The 14,967-nt window shown below is 67.8% G+C and carries 13 protein-coding genes and 1 pseudogene; 6 read left to right on the top strand and 8 right to left on the bottom strand.

Annotated features, from left to right (window positions below; all coding sequences use genetic code 11):
* The first annotated feature begins 10 nt into the window (after positions 1-10).
* The 3 genes from A5699_RS07990 to A5699_RS07980 are packed head-to-tail and all read left to right on the top strand — an operon-like array spanning position 11 to position 2,674.
* Positions 11-1,114, top strand: coding sequence for a TIGR00374 family protein (locus A5699_RS07990; RefSeq protein WP_067767959.1), 1,104 nt, complete (start codon positions 11-13; stop codon positions 1,112-1,114).
* 8 nt (positions 1,115-1,122) lie between these two features.
* Positions 1,123-2,322 (top strand): M23 family metallopeptidase, encoded by a 1,200-nt coding sequence (locus A5699_RS07985; protein WP_067767956.1) that lies wholly within the window; start codon positions 1,123-1,125, stop codon positions 2,320-2,322.
* Complete coding sequence (locus A5699_RS07980; RefSeq protein ID WP_067767953.1) at positions 2,309-2,674, top strand: DUF3054 domain-containing protein; 366 nt, start codon at positions 2,309-2,311, stop codon at positions 2,672-2,674. The genes A5699_RS07985 and A5699_RS07980 overlap by 14 nt, the downstream gene beginning before the upstream one ends.
* On the opposite strand, the gene A5699_RS07975 is transcribed toward A5699_RS07980, so the two are convergent.
* The 4 genes from A5699_RS07975 to A5699_RS07960 all read right to left on the bottom strand — a co-directional run bounded on the left by A5699_RS07975 (position 2,662) and on the right by A5699_RS07960 (position 5,847).
* The gene (locus A5699_RS07975; RefSeq protein WP_369806674.1) at positions 2,662-3,906 is read right to left on the bottom strand and encodes a sensor histidine kinase; all 1,245 of its coding nucleotides are present in this window, start codon (positions 3,904-3,906) and stop codon (positions 2,662-2,664) included. The two genes, A5699_RS07980 and A5699_RS07975, sit on opposite strands and share 13 nt — an antisense overlap.
* A 132-nt stretch (positions 3,907-4,038) precedes the next feature.
* The gene (locus A5699_RS07970) at positions 4,039-4,707 is read right to left on the bottom strand and encodes a response regulator transcription factor (RefSeq protein WP_197508229.1); all 669 of its coding nucleotides are present in this window, start codon (positions 4,705-4,707) and stop codon (positions 4,039-4,041) included.
* 73 nt (positions 4,708-4,780) lie between these two features.
* Positions 4,781-5,164 (bottom strand): heme-binding protein, encoded by a 384-nt coding sequence (locus tag A5699_RS07965; RefSeq protein WP_067767943.1) that lies wholly within the window; start codon positions 5,162-5,164, stop codon positions 4,781-4,783.
* A 131-nt stretch (positions 5,165-5,295) separates the two neighbouring features.
* A complete protein-coding gene (locus A5699_RS07960) occupies positions 5,296-5,847 on the bottom strand; it encodes a hemophore (RefSeq protein ID WP_067767941.1) in 552 nt (183 codons plus the stop codon).
* A 241-nt stretch (positions 5,848-6,088) separates the two neighbouring features.
* Here A5699_RS07960 and A5699_RS07955 point away from each other — a divergent pair, with 241 nt between their 5' ends.
* Together A5699_RS07955 and A5699_RS07950 are read left to right on the top strand one after the other, a co-directional pair.
* Complete coding sequence (locus tag A5699_RS07955) at positions 6,089-8,947, top strand: MMPL family transporter (RefSeq protein WP_067767938.1); 2,859 nt, start codon at positions 6,089-6,091, stop codon at positions 8,945-8,947.
* Positions 8,948-9,363: 416 nt separating this feature from the next.
* Positions 9,364-9,819: pseudogene (locus A5699_RS07950) on the top strand (XRE family transcriptional regulator); the annotation flags it as partial.
* 13 nt (positions 9,820-9,832) lie between these two features.
* Here A5699_RS07950 and A5699_RS07945 read toward each other — a convergent pair.
* Positions 9,833-10,522 (bottom strand): hypothetical protein, encoded by a 690-nt coding sequence (locus tag A5699_RS07945; RefSeq protein ID WP_067767932.1) that lies wholly within the window; start codon positions 10,520-10,522, stop codon positions 9,833-9,835.
* Positions 10,519-11,130 carry a hypothetical protein gene (locus A5699_RS07940; RefSeq protein ID WP_067768087.1) on the bottom strand — a complete coding sequence of 204 codons (612 nt, stop codon included), beginning with the start codon at positions 11,128-11,130 and terminating at the stop codon, positions 10,519-10,521. Before A5699_RS07940 ends, A5699_RS07945 begins: the two co-directional genes overlap by 4 nt.
* Before the next feature lie 66 nt (positions 11,131-11,196).
* Between A5699_RS07940 and A5699_RS07935 the strand changes: the two genes are divergently transcribed.
* A complete protein-coding gene (locus tag A5699_RS07935; RefSeq protein WP_067768085.1) occupies positions 11,197-13,179 on the top strand; it encodes a M13 family metallopeptidase in 1,983 nt (660 codons plus the stop codon).
* A gap of 58 nt (positions 13,180-13,237) precedes the next feature.
* Here A5699_RS07935 and A5699_RS07930 read toward each other — a convergent pair whose 3' ends face one another.
* On the bottom strand, positions 13,238-14,242 hold the full coding sequence (locus A5699_RS07930; RefSeq protein WP_067767929.1) for a L,D-transpeptidase family protein: 1,005 nt from the start codon (positions 14,240-14,242) through the stop codon (positions 13,238-13,240).
* 142 nt (positions 14,243-14,384) lie between these two features.
* On the bottom strand, positions 14,385-14,967 hold a 583-nt coding region (locus A5699_RS29500; protein ID WP_197508227.1), incomplete at its 5' end, for an MFS transporter.

Raw genomic sequence — 14,967 nt, 5'->3', positions numbered from 1 at the left:
CCTGTAGAGCGTGTCACAGGACGCGCCGGCCGATACTGCCCGGGCCCGGGCCGGCTCTACGCGCGGCAGGTACTGGTGGGTGCGATGGGTGGTCATCGCCCTCGCCGTCACGGTGCTCGCCGTCGAGGTGACGTTGGTCTGGGACCAGCTGGCGAAGGCGTGGCGCAGCCTGTTGACGGCCAACGCCTGGTGGGTGCTGGCGGCGGTCGGCGCGGCGATGGCCTCGATGCACAGCTTCGCCCAGATCCAGCGGACCCTGCTGCGCTCTGCGGGCGTGCCCGTCAGACAGTGGCGTTCGGAGGCGGCGTTCTACGCGGGCAACGCACTGTCGACCACGATGCCCGGTGGGCCGGTGCTCTCGGCGACGTTCGTCTACCGCCAGCAACGTATCTGGGGCGCCTCGCCATTGGTGGCCTCCTGGCAGCTGGTGATGTCGGGCGTGCTGCAGGTCGTCGGCCTGGCGCTGCTGGGCCTGGGCGGCGCCCTGATGCTCGGCGCCACCAAAAACCCGCTGTCACTGATCTTTTCGCTCGGCGCCTTCCTGGCGATCATCCTCCTGGCCCAGGCGGTGGCCACGAGACCGGAACTGATCGACGGCATCGGGGCCAAGGTGTTGTCGTGGGCGAACTCGTTGCGCGGCAAGCCCGCTGACACCGGGCTGGAGAAGTGGCGGGAGATCCTGCGCCAGCTCGAGTCGGTCAGCCTGGGCCGACGTGACCTCACGGTGGCGTTCAGCTGGTCGATGTTCAACTGGGTCGCCGACGTGGCCTGCCTGGCGTTCGCCTGCTACGCCGCCGGCGGCCATCCGTCATTGGCCGGCGTCACCGTCGCCTATGCCGCCGCCCGCGCGGTGGGGTCGATCCCGTTGATGCCCGGCGGCCTACTGGTGGTGGAAGCCGTGCTGGTGCCGGGGTTGGTGTCCTCCGGAATGACTCTGGCCGCGGCCATCTCGGCCATGCTCATCTACCGGCTGGTCAGCTGGATCTTCATCTCCGCGATCGGCTGGGTGGTGTTCTTCTTCATGTTCCGCACCGAGAAGGACATCGATCCCGACACCGAGACCGACACCGAGACCGACCCGACGAGCTCCCCGAACCCCCACCCCGAGCCCTAGGAGATTCCATGCGGATCCGGTACCCGTTGGCAGTGCTGGCTCTGACCCTGGCCGGGTGTTCATCGGCAGAGGCTCCGCCGCCGGAGTCCACCACGACCAGTACTCCGCCGCCGATGGTCACCCCGGTGGTGGGACAGGTTCTGGCCGAACCGGTTCCGGTGGCCGCCACCGATGGCCGCACTCATCTGGCGTACGAGTTGATGTTGACCAACACCTCACCGAGCAACGTCACGTTGAACTCGCTGAGCGCGGTGACGGGCGATCGCAGATTGCTCACCCTGCCCGGTGACAGCCTCAAGTACTGGACCAGGGCGGTGGGCAACTCCGCGGTCGGCACCAACGTGCTCGGCCCCGGCCAGAGCGCCTACGTGTGGCTCGACGTGGTCGCCGACAACCCGTCGGAGGTGCCCACCGAGCTCAGCCACGAGATCGAGATCGCCGTGGCCCGGCCGATGCCCCCGCTCGTCGGGCCGACCTTGACCCAGCCGGTGGCGCCGGTGGCGGTGCAGACCCGCAAGCCGGTGTCGATCTCCCCGCCGCTGAGCGGGGACAACTGGGTGAACGCCAACGGGTGCTGTGACATGACGCCACACCGGATGGCCCTCAACCCGATCAACGGAAAGGTCTGGGCTGCAGAACGTTTCGCGATCGATTATGTACAGCTCGGCGGTGACGGACGACTGTCCACCGGCGACCGGGCCAAGGTGGACAGCTACCCCTACTTCGGCGCCGAGATCCACGCGGTGGCCGACGGCCCGGTGGTGGCGGTGCTCGACGGTTTACCCGAGCAGGTGCCCGGCGTCACGCCGAAAGGGCTCACCTTGGCGCAGTACGGCGGAAACCACATCGTGCAGGACATCGGTGACGGCAACTACGCCTTCTACGCACACCTGCAGCCGAACAGCCTCAAGGTCAAGCCCGGCGACACCCTCAGCAGCGGTCAGGTGATCGGCGCCCTGGGCAATTCCGGCAACTCGGACGCGCCGCACCTGCACTTCCATGTGATGGACGGTCCGGATCCGTTGGCGTCCAATGGCTTACCATTTACCTTCACATCGTTCCGGCTGGATTCCCGGCTGACGTCGCTGAGCGCGGCCGACGCGCTTTTCGACGGCAAACCGGCCGCACGGCAACCGGGCTTCGCCGTGCGCGACCAGTCGGATGTCAGCCCACTGGTAGGAGACGTGATGACCTATGCGACGGGCTAGCCTGCCGGCGCTGCTGACCGACCTGATCTGCGTGGTGGTGTTCTGCACCATCGGACGACGCAGCCATGCCGAGGGCCTGACCGTGGCCGGGATCGCCGAGACCGCCTGGCCGTTTCTGACCGGAACCGTGGTGGGCTGGTTGCTCTCCCGCGGTTGGCAAAAGCCGACGTCATTGGCGCCCACCGGGCTCATCGTGTGGATCAGCACGGTGGTGGTCGGGATGGTGTTGCGCAAACTGACCTCGGCCGGGGTGGCCGTCAGCTTCATCGTGGTCGCCTCCCTGACCACGGCGGTGCTGTTGCTCGGTTGGCGCGCGGTGGTCAGTGGGTTGCGGCGTCGTCAATCGGCCTGAGCCGGACCATCGGGCGGGGACGTCGACAGGGTCAGCGTCGCGCGTAACCCACCGAGCGGCCCGTCCGACAACCTGATCTCGCCGCCGTGCAACTGGGCCTGCTGTGCGACCAGGGCCAGTCCGAGCCCGGAGCCACCCGCCATCGCGGTGCTGCCCCGACGGAATCGGCCCAGTACGGTCTGATGTTCCTCGGCCGGCAGGCCGCGGCCGTCGTCGTCCACGATGATGACCAGCATGCCGTCGCTGCGGTGCGCGGTCAGCACCACCCGGGTGGCCTCGCCGTGGACGATCGCGTTGCGCACCAGGTTGTCCACCGCGATACGCAGGCCACCGGGCCAGCCCAGCACCAGGCCCACGTCGTCCTCGACGTGCACGTCGAACCGCACCGTCCCGCCCACCCGGGTGTTCTCCCGGACCACCCGGTCGAGCAGATCGGTGATGTCGATCAGTTCGCGGTCCTCGGCCTGGGCCAATTGTCCGGATGCGAGTTGGCCCAGTGCGGTGATGATGGCCTCCACCCGGCGCTGCGCTCGGGACAGGTCGGCGACCACCTCGTCGCGCTCGGATTCGGGCAGGTTGTGGATTCGCAGGGTGTCCAGGTCGGCACGCATCGCGGTGAGCGGCGTACGTAGTTCATGTGCGGCATTGGCGGCGAAATCCTGGGCCGCCTGAAGGGAATTGGTGGTGGCGCGCTGCGCGGCGGCCAGCCGGGTGAGCATGCCCGCCATCGCCTCGGACAGATCCTCGGCCTCGCGCACGCCGCGGACCCGCGGCATCGTCTCGGTGCCGCTGTCCAGTTTGGAGGTGTGCTCGGTGAGTTTGCGCAGCGGCCGGATGGCCGGTCCGGCCAGCAGCCAACCCAGCATGCCCGCCACCAGCACGGTGACCACCCCGATGCCGGTGTACAGCGGAATTCGGTTGGGGCTCAACAAGATACTGTCGGCGCGGATACCGATGGACATCAACACCCCGCCCTGCTGCTCCAGCGGCACGGTGCGTACCCGGTAGTCGACCCCGTTGACCTCGACGGTCTCGGTACCCGGCGGCAGCGACGGAAGTTGGAAGCCCCGCTGGAACACCACCTGCCCGGTGGAACGCGAACGCCCCGTCGTCAACACCCCGCGCCGCGGATCGGCCAGGTTCTGCGGGCTGATGCTGGCGTCGACGATCGAGTCGAGCCGACGGTCGAGTTGCGCGGAGTCGTTGTTCGCCAGCACCACCGAGGTCAGCATGGTGAACACCGCCACCACCGCCGCGGCCGCCAGCGCCGAGGCCACCGCGACTCTGGTGCGCAACGATGCCGACCGGATCACGCTGAAAAGCCGCACCTGACCCCGGTTCTCACGGATTCGATCACGCGGCCCTCACGCATCTTCCCGCAACACGTACCCGATCCCGCGGACGGTGTGGATCACCCGGGGCACGTCGGGACGCTCGAGCTTGCGCCGCAGATATGAGATGAACACGTCGGCCACGTTGGTGTCGACGTCAAAGTCGTAACCCCACACCAGTTCCAGCAGCCGCTGCCGGGACAGCACCACCCCGGCGTTCTCGGCCAGCACGGCCAGCAGATCGAATTCGCGCTTGGTCAGATCCACCCGATCGCCGTTGACGAACACCAACCGGCGGGCGGTATCGATCGTCAGCGCCCCCACGGTCATGGTGTCCGACGGACGTTCGCCCAGACTGGCCCGGCGCAGCAGGGCATTGAGCCGGGCCACCAGCTCGCCCAGATCGAACGGTTTCGTCAGGTAATCGTCGGCGCCGGCTTCCAAACCCGCGATGCGGTCGTTGACGGTGTCGCGCGCCGACAGCACACAGATCGGGATCTCGTTGCCCAGGGCGCGGAGCGCCGTGACCACGGCCACGCCGTCGAGCTCGGGCATCTGCACGTCGAGCACGAGCGCGTCGTGCGACTCGTTCGACAGCAGACGCAGTGCCTCCTTGCCCGACGCCGCGACCCGGACGTCGAACCCCGAATGCCGCAAACCGCGGGCAACCGAAGTACGTACATCCGGGTCGTCGTCGACCATCAACACCGTGCGGTTGACGCTCTCGCTCACCGCTTCTTCGCCGCCGGCGGGGGTTGTATCCACCCGCACGCGGTTACGGGATCGACGGAGCCGGAGCTGCGCCGCAGCGATTCTTGAGATCCACCAGCGGCTGGCGGATACCGGTCAGCTCGGCCTTGGTCTGAGGGTTGGCCTCCAGGTAGTCGTGCACCTTGGTCTTGACCTCCTCGCGCGGGAGACCTTCCAGGCTGGTGAAGAAGTAGTTCACATCGGGATGGGTGAACAGGTAGGCCGAAGTGGATGCGGACACCCCGGCAGCCACGCCGGCCAGATCGGCAGCGCTGCAGTTGGGAGGGTTGTTCGCCGGGTCGTCGGCCAGGGCCGACGGAATCGCGCCGAACAGCATCGCACCGGCTACCGCGCCGGCACCGGCCACGCCAGCTACCACACGCCGCGCATTACGGGCCGAGAGCAACATGGTCAAGCTCCTTCATCGGATGGGAAGGCCGTAACCCCAAACGGTTAACGGCTGGGGAAAAGCTAATCAGAATCCGTCACCAGTTTCCTGCCTTGCGCCCATCCTGTCGCGTCACACCGCGAAACTGCAGTTCAGCGAGTGGCCGCGGCGGCGGGGCCGGGAAGCGGCCCCGAGCCCGACGTGACCGCCGATGCCGGCGAAGACTGCACCGGCACCGCCGCGGCCGGCACCCCGACGTTCTGCGCCGAGGGCACCCCGGCGGGCAAACCGGTGGCCGCGCCGCCCTGCTGGGTGGCCTGCACCAAACCCATCAGTTGCGGCAGGCTGATCGGCAGTTTGCACCGGCTCCCGAGGTTGGCCAGCGGTTGCTGTAGCTGCTGCATGTCCTTGGCGGCCTGGGGGTTGGCGTCGAAGTAAGTCTTCAGAGCTGCCAGCGACTGGGCACCGCCCTGCTGTTGGCTGATGGTCGTCAACGCCTGGTTCGTCTGCGGATGCTTGTCCAGATAGTTGCCGATGTTGGTGGCCACGCTGCCCGCGGTGCGGGCGACCTCACTGGCCGCACAGGGATCGGTGGCCGCAGTGGCGGACGGCACCAGCAGCGCGGCCACCATGGCACCGCCTCCTCCGGTCACCGCGAGGGCGACGGCCAGACTGCGGCGCAAGCCACCGTTGGTCGGTTTCATGGAGACTCCTTAAGCGTTGGCCCCGGCGCACACGTCAGCCAGGGTCGTCCTCAGCTATGTCGCCGGACGGCGCGCGTACGTTAGCCGCGCACAGGTAACGCTACGGATATCTCAGTGCGATTTCAGAACGCGAAGAGGGCGGGCCACATTACCCCGGTGGGGGTACGCTCACGCTGACGCTGGCCAGGACACGCCCGACCAGGCCTAACCGAGAAAGCGGGGACCTCGAATCCAGCAGTTCATGATGCGCTTGAGCAGCAGTCTGCGCAGATTCCGCTGGGCGGTTTTCGCGACGTGGTTGCTGCTCCTGGTGCCCTCGATCTACCTCGCGATCAACCAGTCGTCGAACCTCACCGGCGGCGGTTTCGACGTCGAGGGTTCGCAGTCGCTCCACGTCCAGCGGCAACTCGAGGAACATTTCCCCGACCAGGGCGCCTCGCCGCTTGCCCTGATCGCCTCCCCCCGGGCCGACGCCTCGTTCGAGGACATGAACGCCGCAGTGAAGTGGCTGGAGAAGGTCGCCGGCGAGGTACCCAGCGTCAAGATCGTGCCGAACCCGCAGCAGCCGGCGCCGCAGCCGGACCGGCCCTACGTCGTCACGCTGCAGTTGGACTTCAACAACACCGGCGCGGTGGACGTCGCCAAGCAACTGCGCCAGAAGGTCGGGATCCACGGCGAGGAGCCGGGCGAGAGCGAGGACGGCAAGGTCAAGTTCTACGTCATCGGGCAGGGCGCGCTCGGTGCGGCGGCCACCCAGGCCACCAAACACGACATCGCCGCGGCCGAGAAGTGGAACCTGCCGATCGTGCTGATCGTGCTGCTGGCGGTGTTCGGCTCGCTGGCCGCCGCGGCGCTGCCGCTGGTGCTCGGCGTCTGCACGGTCGTGGTGACCATGGGGCTGGTCTATCTGTTGTCGATGTACACGCAGATGAGCGTGTTCGTCACCTCGACGGTGTCGATGTTCGGCATCGCCCTGGCCATCGACTACTCGTTGTTCATCCTGATGCGGTACCGCGAGGAGCTGCGCGCCGGCCGTGACCCGGCCGATGCCGTCGACGCGGCGATGGCCACGTCCGGTCTGGCGGTGGCCCTGTCGGGCCTCACCGTGATCGCCTCGGTCACCGGCATCTACCTCATCAACACCCCGGTGCTGGTGTCGATGGCCACCGGCGCGATCCTGGCCGTCGCGGTCGCGGTGTTGACGTCGACCACGCTGACCCCGGCGGTGCTGGCCACCTTCGGCAAGGCCGCGGCGAAACGCTCGTCGTACCTGCACTGGTCGCGGCGCGCCGAGGCCAGCCAGTCACGGTTCTGGACCAGGTGGACGGGCGCGGTGATGCGTCGCCCGTGGGCCTCGGCCCTCGGCGCGACGACGCTGCTGCTGATCCTGGCCGCGCCGGCGTTCGGCATGGTGCTGGGTAACAGCATGCAGCGCCAGTTCGAGCCCACCCACGAGATCCGCGGCGGCGTGAATGCTGCCGCCGAGGCCCTGGGGCCGGGCGCGCTGGGCCCGGTACGAGTGCTGGTGACGTTCCCGGAGGGCACCGCTTCGGATGCCGCAGGCAGCGCCACGCTCGACGCGGTGCGCCAGGAGATGACGAAGGCGCCGCATGTGGTGTCGGTGCAGCCGCCGTCGTTCTCCGACAACAACACCGCCGCGCTGCTGTCGGCGGTGCTGTCGGTAGACCCGGAGGATCTGGCGGCCCGCGACGCCATCGACTGGATGCGCGAGAAGCTGCCCGCGGCTGCCGGGCCCGACGCGCGGATCGACGTGGGCGGTCCGACCGCGCTGATCAAGGACTTCGACGACCGGGTCTCGGCGACCCAGCCGCTGGTGTTCGTGTTCGTGGCGTTGATCGCGTTCGTCATGCTGCTGGTGTCGATCCGCTCGGTGGTGCTGGCCCTCAAGGGTGTGCTGATGACCGTGCTGTCGGTGGCCGCGGCCTACGGCAGCCTGGTGGTGGTCTTCCAGTGGGGTTGGTTCGAGGGGCTCGGATTCCAGAAGCTCAGCTCACTCGACAGCACGATCCCGCCGTTGGTCCTGGCGATGACCTTCGGTCTGTCGATGGACTACGAGATCTTTCTGCTCACCCGGATTCGGGAGCGGTTCCTGCAGACCAACAACACCCGCGATGCGGTTGCCTACGGGGTCAGCACCAGCGCGCGGACCATCACCAGCGCCGCGCTGATCATGATCGCGGTGTTCATCGGCTTCGCATTTGCCGGCATGCCGTTGGTGGCGCAACTCGGGGTGGCCTGCGCGGTGGCGATCGCCGTCGACGCGACCGTGGTGCGACTGGTCCTGGTGCCCGCCCTGATGGCGATGTTCGACGAGTGGAACTGGTGGCTGCCGCACTGGCTGGACCGGTTGTTGCCCGAGGTGGATTTCGAGAAGCCGTTGCCCAAGGTCGAGGTGACCGATCTGGTGATCATCCCCGACGACATCTCGGCGCTGGGGCCGAGCGGAGCCGATCTGCGCATGATGGTGCGGACTGCCGCGAAGATGAAACACCTTGCGCCCCAGACCATCACCGTCACCGACCCGCTGGCGTTCAGTGGGTGCAGCAAACCCTCCTCCCGGTTGGCGGCCCGCCGCCCCGGCGGCCCGAAGCGGTGCCCCGGGGTGCATCCGGTGACCATGTGGCGGGGCCGGCTTTCGGTAGCCGTGGATGCTCTGCAGACCGAGGCCGACGCCGACCGCGCACCCGTGGAACGGCTCAGCCCGGTGGAGACCACCAACGTCCAGCTGCCGACCGGTGACCGGCTGCAGATCCCGACCGGCGCCGAAACCCTGCGGCTGAAGAGCTATCTCATCATGTGCCGCAACAGCACCAAAGACTTCGAAGAGTTTGCTGATCTTGTCGAGTCGGTAGAAACCGAGACCGCAGCTCTGGTGTTGTCGGGCATGGACCGGTATTACTGTGGGCAGAACCCGAAGAGCAGATGGGTGGCCACCCAGCTGGTGCGCCGGCTGGCCGACCCCCAACCATCGGACGAACACGACTTCGTGCTGTCGGATCCGGATGCGGCTGCCGAGTGGGAGAAAGTCAGGCAGCGCTGCCTGTCGGTTGCGGTAGCGATGCTGGAGGAGGCGAAGTGACGTTGGCCCCCGATGTCCGGGAACAGCGGGATGCGCGGATCAACCGTCGCGACGAGGTTCAGCCGGGTCAGTCATCCGTGCGGCGTCCTGCGGGTCAGCGCGGTCAGGGGCCTCAAGCCCAACGCACGCCGGCCCAACGCGCGTCCACCCCGCGCACGTCCACGCCGCGCCCGTCGGCCCAGCGAAACTCCGCACCACGTACTTCGGCACAACGCCCCCAGAATCAGCCCGCCCAGGTACAACGGAGTCAGGAGCAACGCACGCCGGGTCAGAGCACTCCGGCGTCGAGCGCTCCCGCACAGAGCACGAACAGACAACGCACACAGGGGCAGGGAACGCAGACGCCACGCACACAGGTACAGCGCTCGCAGCAGCAGCCGTCCCCGTCGCGACAGCCGCGGCAGGGCCAGGCCACGCCGCCGCAGCGGCAACCCGCATTCGACGAGCGACCGGTCGAGTACTGGCCGACCGCGGCGATCCGCGCCGCGCTGGAGACCGACGACATGGCGGTCTGGCAGCGCATCGTCGCCGCGATCAAGCGGGATCCGTACGGCCGGACGGCACGTCAGGTTGAAGAGGTGCTCCAGACCGCCCGCCCGTACGGGGTGTCCAAGGCGCTGTCGGAGGTGCTGGTGCGCACCCGTGAGCACCTCGAGGCCACCGAACGGGCCGAGGTGGCGCGTCAGATCCAGGCCATGCTGCGCCGCTCCGAACTGCAGGCACCCGAATTCGCCTCGCGCGCCGGGTTGTCCAACGAGTCCTTCGCCGACTATCTGGAGGGCACCGTCAGCCCACCGGCGTCGCTGCTGTTGCGCATGCAGCGGCTCTCCGACCGGTTCGCCAAGCTGGCCGCCCAGCGTTCCGCGAAGTAGCTTTCCGGCGCACTCAGCGGGAGTGCAGCGGGGTCACGTTGTCGACGAGCCAACGGCCGTCGACCTTGCTCAAGGCGACCCGCAACGCCAGTACCGCGTTGTCGGTGGGTTTGCCCGGCGCGCTCTGAGTGCCACGCATGACCACGGCCACGCTGGCCACCTGTGGGCCAAGCGCCTCCACCCCGGCCGAGATGGTGGCGGCCGTGGCCGACACATTCTTGCTGGTCAATTCCTTTGCCACCGTGGAGAATTCGTTCTTGAACTGATCGGCCCGGTCCGGTGACATCATGGCGGTGGCCCGGTCGATCGACGCCGTCGGGCTCTGCGGGCTGAAGGTGGCGGTGGCCTCCGAGACACTGCTGGCGATGCGGACCACCTCGCCCCGGTCGTTGTTGAAGGTGCGGTCGGGCACGGTCCAGCGCAGGTAACCGACCGTCACCGCGGCCACCAGTGCGGCGGCGGCCACTCCGGCCACCGCGAACCGCAGGCCCGGGGCGTCGTCGTCGGTGCCGAGCGTCACCCCGTCGCGACGCGCCAGCACGATGTTGACGATGACGCCCTGCACGATCAGCAGGCACAGCACCGAGCACAACGACACCCACCACAGCGGCCAGCCCAGCGCCACACCGAGATACACCAGGGCCACGATGGCGGCCACCGGGGCGGCGACGTCGAAGGCCAGCACCCGCAACCGGTTCCTCATCGGATCGGCTCCAGCCGGGAGACCATCAGGGTGCCGTCGACGTCGGAGATGTCGAGTCGCAGGTTCCAGCGCACCGTCTGAGGTTTGTCGGTGCCGGCGTTCTCGCTCACCGACGTGGCCACCACCAGAACGGTGTCGGTGCGCGACACCATGCCGGCCAACCCGGCTTCGGGTGGCGCAGCCGGACGGCCGTCGGGTCCCGGCGGTGCGTGGTACAGCGATTCGATGGCCACGGAGTCGATCTGGCCGGTGGTGCGGGCCTGCAGACGCTGAACCAGGTCACGGTAGGGCTGCACGGCGGCGTCGAAGTCGGCGTTGAGCTGGCCGACGGTGCCCTCCCGCAGCTTCTGCATACCGGCCTCGACCGTGTCTTTGTTGATGTTGATCAAGACGTTCGTCCAGTCGACAGCGGTGCGCAGCACCCGGGTCTGGTACGCGCGTTCGCCGGTCTCGCTGCGATGCCCGGACCACACCATCACACCGAGAACCACCGCGACGACGGCAATCAGACCGGCGACCGCCGAGGCGAAGCCGAAACCGGTGATGACACCGCCGGAGTCAGGCCGGTCCTTGCTGTCCTTGCTGTCCTTGCTGGGCGCCTCGGGCATGGCCGTGAGGGTACCGGCCGCAAAACCGGCCCAGCGCACCCGCGGCCTTCTGGAAGAATGTCTCCGGTGACGGTAGAAGCCATCAAGTCGGGTATCGACCTGAGCCATGTCGACCCGCAAGCCCGCCCGCAAGACGATCTGTTCGGCCACGTCAACGGCCGCTGGTTGACCGACTACGACATTCCCGCCGACCGCGCCACCGACGGCGCGTTCCGGCTGCTGCACGACCGTGCCGAGGAGCAGATCCGCGACATCATCACCGAGGCCGCCGCCTCGGGTGCCGAGCCGGGCACCGACGAGCAGCGCATCGGTGATCTGTACGCCAGCTTCATGGACGAGCAGACCATCGCCGCCCGCGGCCTGGCCCCGCTGCTCGAGGAGCTGGCCCAGATCGACGCCGCGACCGACAGCGATGCGCTGGCCGCGGTGCTGGGCGGTCTGGAGCGCACCGGAGTGTCGGGAGGGGCCGGGGTCTACGTCGACACCGATTCCAAGGACTCGACCCGCTACCTGCTGCACATGAGCCAGGGCGGTCTCGGGCTGCCCGACGAGTCCTACTACCGCGACGAGCAGCACGCCGAGATCCTGGCCGCCTATCCAGGACACATCGCCAGGATGTTCTCACTTGTCTACGGCGACACAGCCGACCAGAACGAGGTCGCGGCGCGAATCGTCGCACTGGAGTCCAAGCTCGCCGCCGCGCACTGGGACGTGGTCAAGCGCCGCGACGCGGACCTGACCTACAACCTGCGCCGGTTCGCCGACCTGGCCGCCGACGCCCCCGGATTCGACTGGACCGGCTGGGTGAACGCCCTGGGCACCAGCCCGGAGAAGGTCGCCGAGCTGGTGCTGCGCCAGCCCGATTACGTGACGGCGTTCGCCGCGCTGTGGTCGAGCGAGGATCTGCAGGATTGGAAGGCCTGGGCCCGCTGGCGTGTCATCCACTCGCGGGCCGGGCTGTTGACCGACGACCTGGTGGCCGAGAACTTCGACTTCTACGGCCGCACCCTGAGCGGCACCGAGCAGAACCGTGACCGGTGGAAGCGCGGGGTGTCGCTGGTCGAGGGCCTGATGGGCGATTCCCTGGGCAAGCTGTACGTGCAGCGGCATTTCCCGCCGGAGGCCAAGGCCCGGATGGACGAACTGGTGGCCAACCTGCGCGAGGCCTACCGCGTCAGCATCAACGAGCTGGACTGGATGACGCCGGAGACCCGGGCCAAGGCCCTCGTGAAGCTGGACAAGTTCACCCCCAAGATCGGTTACCCGGCCCGCTGGAAGGACTATTCGGCGCTCGAGGTTGCCCGCGACGACCTGTACGGCAACTACCGCCGCGGTCACGTGGTGAACTCCGATCGGGAACTGGCCAAGCTGGGCGGCCCGGTGGACCGCGACGAATGGTTCATGACACCACAGACGGTCAACGCCTACTACAACCCCGGGATGAACGAAATCGTCTTCCCCGCAGCCATTTTGCAGCCGCCGTTCTTCGACGCCCAGGCCGACGACGCGGCCAACTACGGCGGGATCGGCGCAGTGATCGGCCACGAGATCGGCCACGGCTTCGACGATCAGGGCGCCAAGTACGACGGTGACGGCAACCTGGTGGACTGGTGGACCGATGCCGATCGCGCTGAATTCGGGGTTCGCACAAAGGCTTTGATCGACCAGTACGAGACCTTCACCCCGCGCGGGCTGGACGCCTCCCATCACGTGAACGGCGCGTTCACGGTCGGCGAGAACATCGGCGATCTGGGTGGGCTGTCCATCGCCCTGCTGGCCTATCAGCTGTCGCTGAAGGGCCAGGAAGCCCCGGTGATCGACGGGCTCACCGGAGTGCAGCGCGTCTATTTCGGCTGGGCGCAGGTGTGGCGCACCAAATCCCGTGACGCCGAGGCGATCCGGCGGTTGGCGGTCGATCCGCACTCCCCGCCGGAGTTCCGCTGCAACGGCGTCATCCGCAATATCGACTCGTTCTACGAGGCGTTCGACGTGACCGACTCCGACGAGCTGTATCTGGAACCGGCCGAGCGCGTGCGCATCTGGAACTGACCACACATATGACAAAACCCCTGCCCATCGGCAGGGGTTTTGTCATATCGGCGTTCTGCTAGAACATCTGCCAGTCAGAGGCGCCATCTGGCGTGTTGTACCAACCACCACCGGTGTTCTTGATCACCACCGGGTCGCCGCTGCCGAAGTTGTCGTAGAACCACTGGGCGTTGGCGGGGCTGAGGTTGATGCAGCCATGGCTGACGTTGCGGCGGCCCTGGTCACCGGTGGACCACGGCGCACTGTGGACGAACACACCGCTGTTGTCGATGCGGACGGCATCCTGCACCTTGAGCTTGTAGCCCTCGGCGGAATCGACCGGCACGCCGTAGGTGGACGAGTCCATGATGATGTCCGGGAACTTCTCCAGCACGTAGTACGTGCCGTTCTTGGTCTCGTGCTTGCCGTCGGGCTTGCCCATCGACACCGGGAACGTCTTCTCCAGCTTCCCGTTGCGCATGACTTCCATCTGCTTGGACTTGTCGTCGATGGTGGCCACCAGGTAGTCGCCCACCCGGAAGCTCGACTTGGTGCCGGCCGCGTCGATGTTCACCACGGTGTTGGCCGGCCAGAAGTCCTGCGGACGCCACCGCAGCTGGGTGTCGGTGACCCAGTAGAAGCGACCCGGCACGGGCGGGTTCGAGCTGATCCGGATGGCGTCCTGGGCCATCTGCCGGTCGGCGATCGGCCGCTGGAAGTTGATGTAGATGGGCTTGGCCACGCCGACCATCGACCCGTTGACCGGGTTGAACGACGGCGGCAGGAACGGCGGCTCACCCTCGAAGGGGACGGTGCTCTGGCCGGCCGGGGTGCCTTCGATCGGGACCGCCGGGGCGCCGTAGTTGTTGATCACCGACGGGCCGGTGGACGTGCTCGACGGGGCCATCGGGTCGGTCGGCAGCGGGGGGATGTACGCGCCCGGCGGGGGACCCGGAACAGCGGGGTCGACGGGTGCCGGCGGCACCTCAGGGTCCGCGTAGGCGGATGGGCTGAGCACCAACCCGCCGACCAGCCCAGCGGCCAGGAAAGCGGTGATCAGTCGACGTTTTGCCGGTTTCGGCATGAGTAACCTCCAGACAGCACTACTCGTCCCAGTGTCTCACAGCGCAATGACCAGCTACTGCCGCGAGAAGGCGTCGTTCTCCGGCAGCTACCGAGCCCGCGGCGCTGAACTGCGAGTTTCATCGCTCCCGGATGATCTTGTGTTACTTCTCGCTGGTGGCGTAGGAAACCACGAACACGCCCCGAGACAACGCGACACCGCACATCGCGACGAGGATCAGCGCCGCGGCGGCCCCGACGGTCGCCGTCGCGCCGCCGTGGTCGTAGATACCGCCGCCGATCAGCGCACCGCCCATGATGCCCACCTGGAAGGCCGCGACGTACCGGCCGGAGGCACCGTCGGGATCGTGCGGCGACGTACGCATCGCCGAGGCCTGCAGCATCGGTGGCAACGCGGTCGATGCGGCGCCCCAGACGATCATCGCGACCGCGCCCAGGCTCGCCGCGGCGGCGCCGTACACATGTCCCATCCCCAACGCCGACAGCGTCACGAGCGCGGCGGCCAATGCGGCCAGGCAGCCGAGCACCGACACCTTGGGCCACAGGTCCAGAGGGCGCGCCATGGCCGCCATGGCGACCAGACCGGCGATGCCGAAACCGGCCAAGAGCCAGGCCAGATGCGGGCCGTGGATGCCGACCACGTCGCGGATGATCACCACGATGAAGGTGTACGCGATGAAGTGGCCGGTGACGCCGATCAGGGTCAATGCCGACAGGAGCAGCAGA

Source organism: Mycobacterium sp. E802 (genome assembly GCF_001666875.1).
Lineage (GTDB): Bacteria > Actinomycetota > Actinomycetes > Mycobacteriales > Mycobacteriaceae > Mycobacterium.
The sequence above is the reverse complement of the archived record's forward strand: the minus strand, read 5'-3'. Positions and strand labels throughout refer to the sequence as shown.

What these genes read in the sequence shown, in the direction of transcription:
- A5699_RS07985 (WP_067767956.1), top strand. Translation starts at nt 1,123, where the DNA reads ATGCGGATCCGGTACCCGTTGGCAGTGCTGGCTCTGACCCTGGCCGGG.
- A5699_RS07980 (WP_067767953.1), top strand. Translation starts at nt 2,309, where the DNA reads ATGCGACGGGCTAGCCTGCCGGCGCTGCTGACCGACCTGATCTGCGTG.
- A5699_RS07975 (WP_369806674.1), bottom strand. Translation starts at nt 3,906, where the DNA reads ATGCTGACCTCGGTGGTGCTGGCGAACAACGACTCCGCGCAACTCGAC.
- A5699_RS07970 (WP_197508229.1), bottom strand. Translation starts at nt 4,707, where the DNA reads ATGGTCGACGACGACCCGGATGTACGTACTTCGGTTGCCCGCGGTTTG.
- A5699_RS07965 (WP_067767943.1), bottom strand. Translation starts at nt 5,164, where the DNA reads ATGTTGCTCTCGGCCCGTAATGCGCGGCGTGTGGTAGCTGGCGTGGCC.
- A5699_RS07960 (WP_067767941.1), bottom strand. Translation starts at nt 5,847, where the DNA reads ATGAAACCGACCAACGGTGGCTTGCGCCGCAGTCTGGCCGTCGCCCTC.
- A5699_RS07955 (WP_067767938.1), top strand. Translation starts at nt 6,089, where the DNA reads ATGATGCGCTTGAGCAGCAGTCTGCGCAGATTCCGCTGGGCGGTTTTC.
- A5699_RS07945 (WP_067767932.1), bottom strand. Translation starts at nt 10,522, where the DNA reads ATGAGGAACCGGTTGCGGGTGCTGGCCTTCGACGTCGCCGCCCCGGTG.
- A5699_RS07940 (WP_067768087.1), bottom strand. Translation starts at nt 11,130, where the DNA reads ATGCCCGAGGCGCCCAGCAAGGACAGCAAGGACAGCAAGGACCGGCCT.
- A5699_RS07930 (WP_067767929.1), bottom strand. Translation starts at nt 14,242, where the DNA reads ATGCCGAAACCGGCAAAACGTCGACTGATCACCGCTTTCCTGGCCGCT.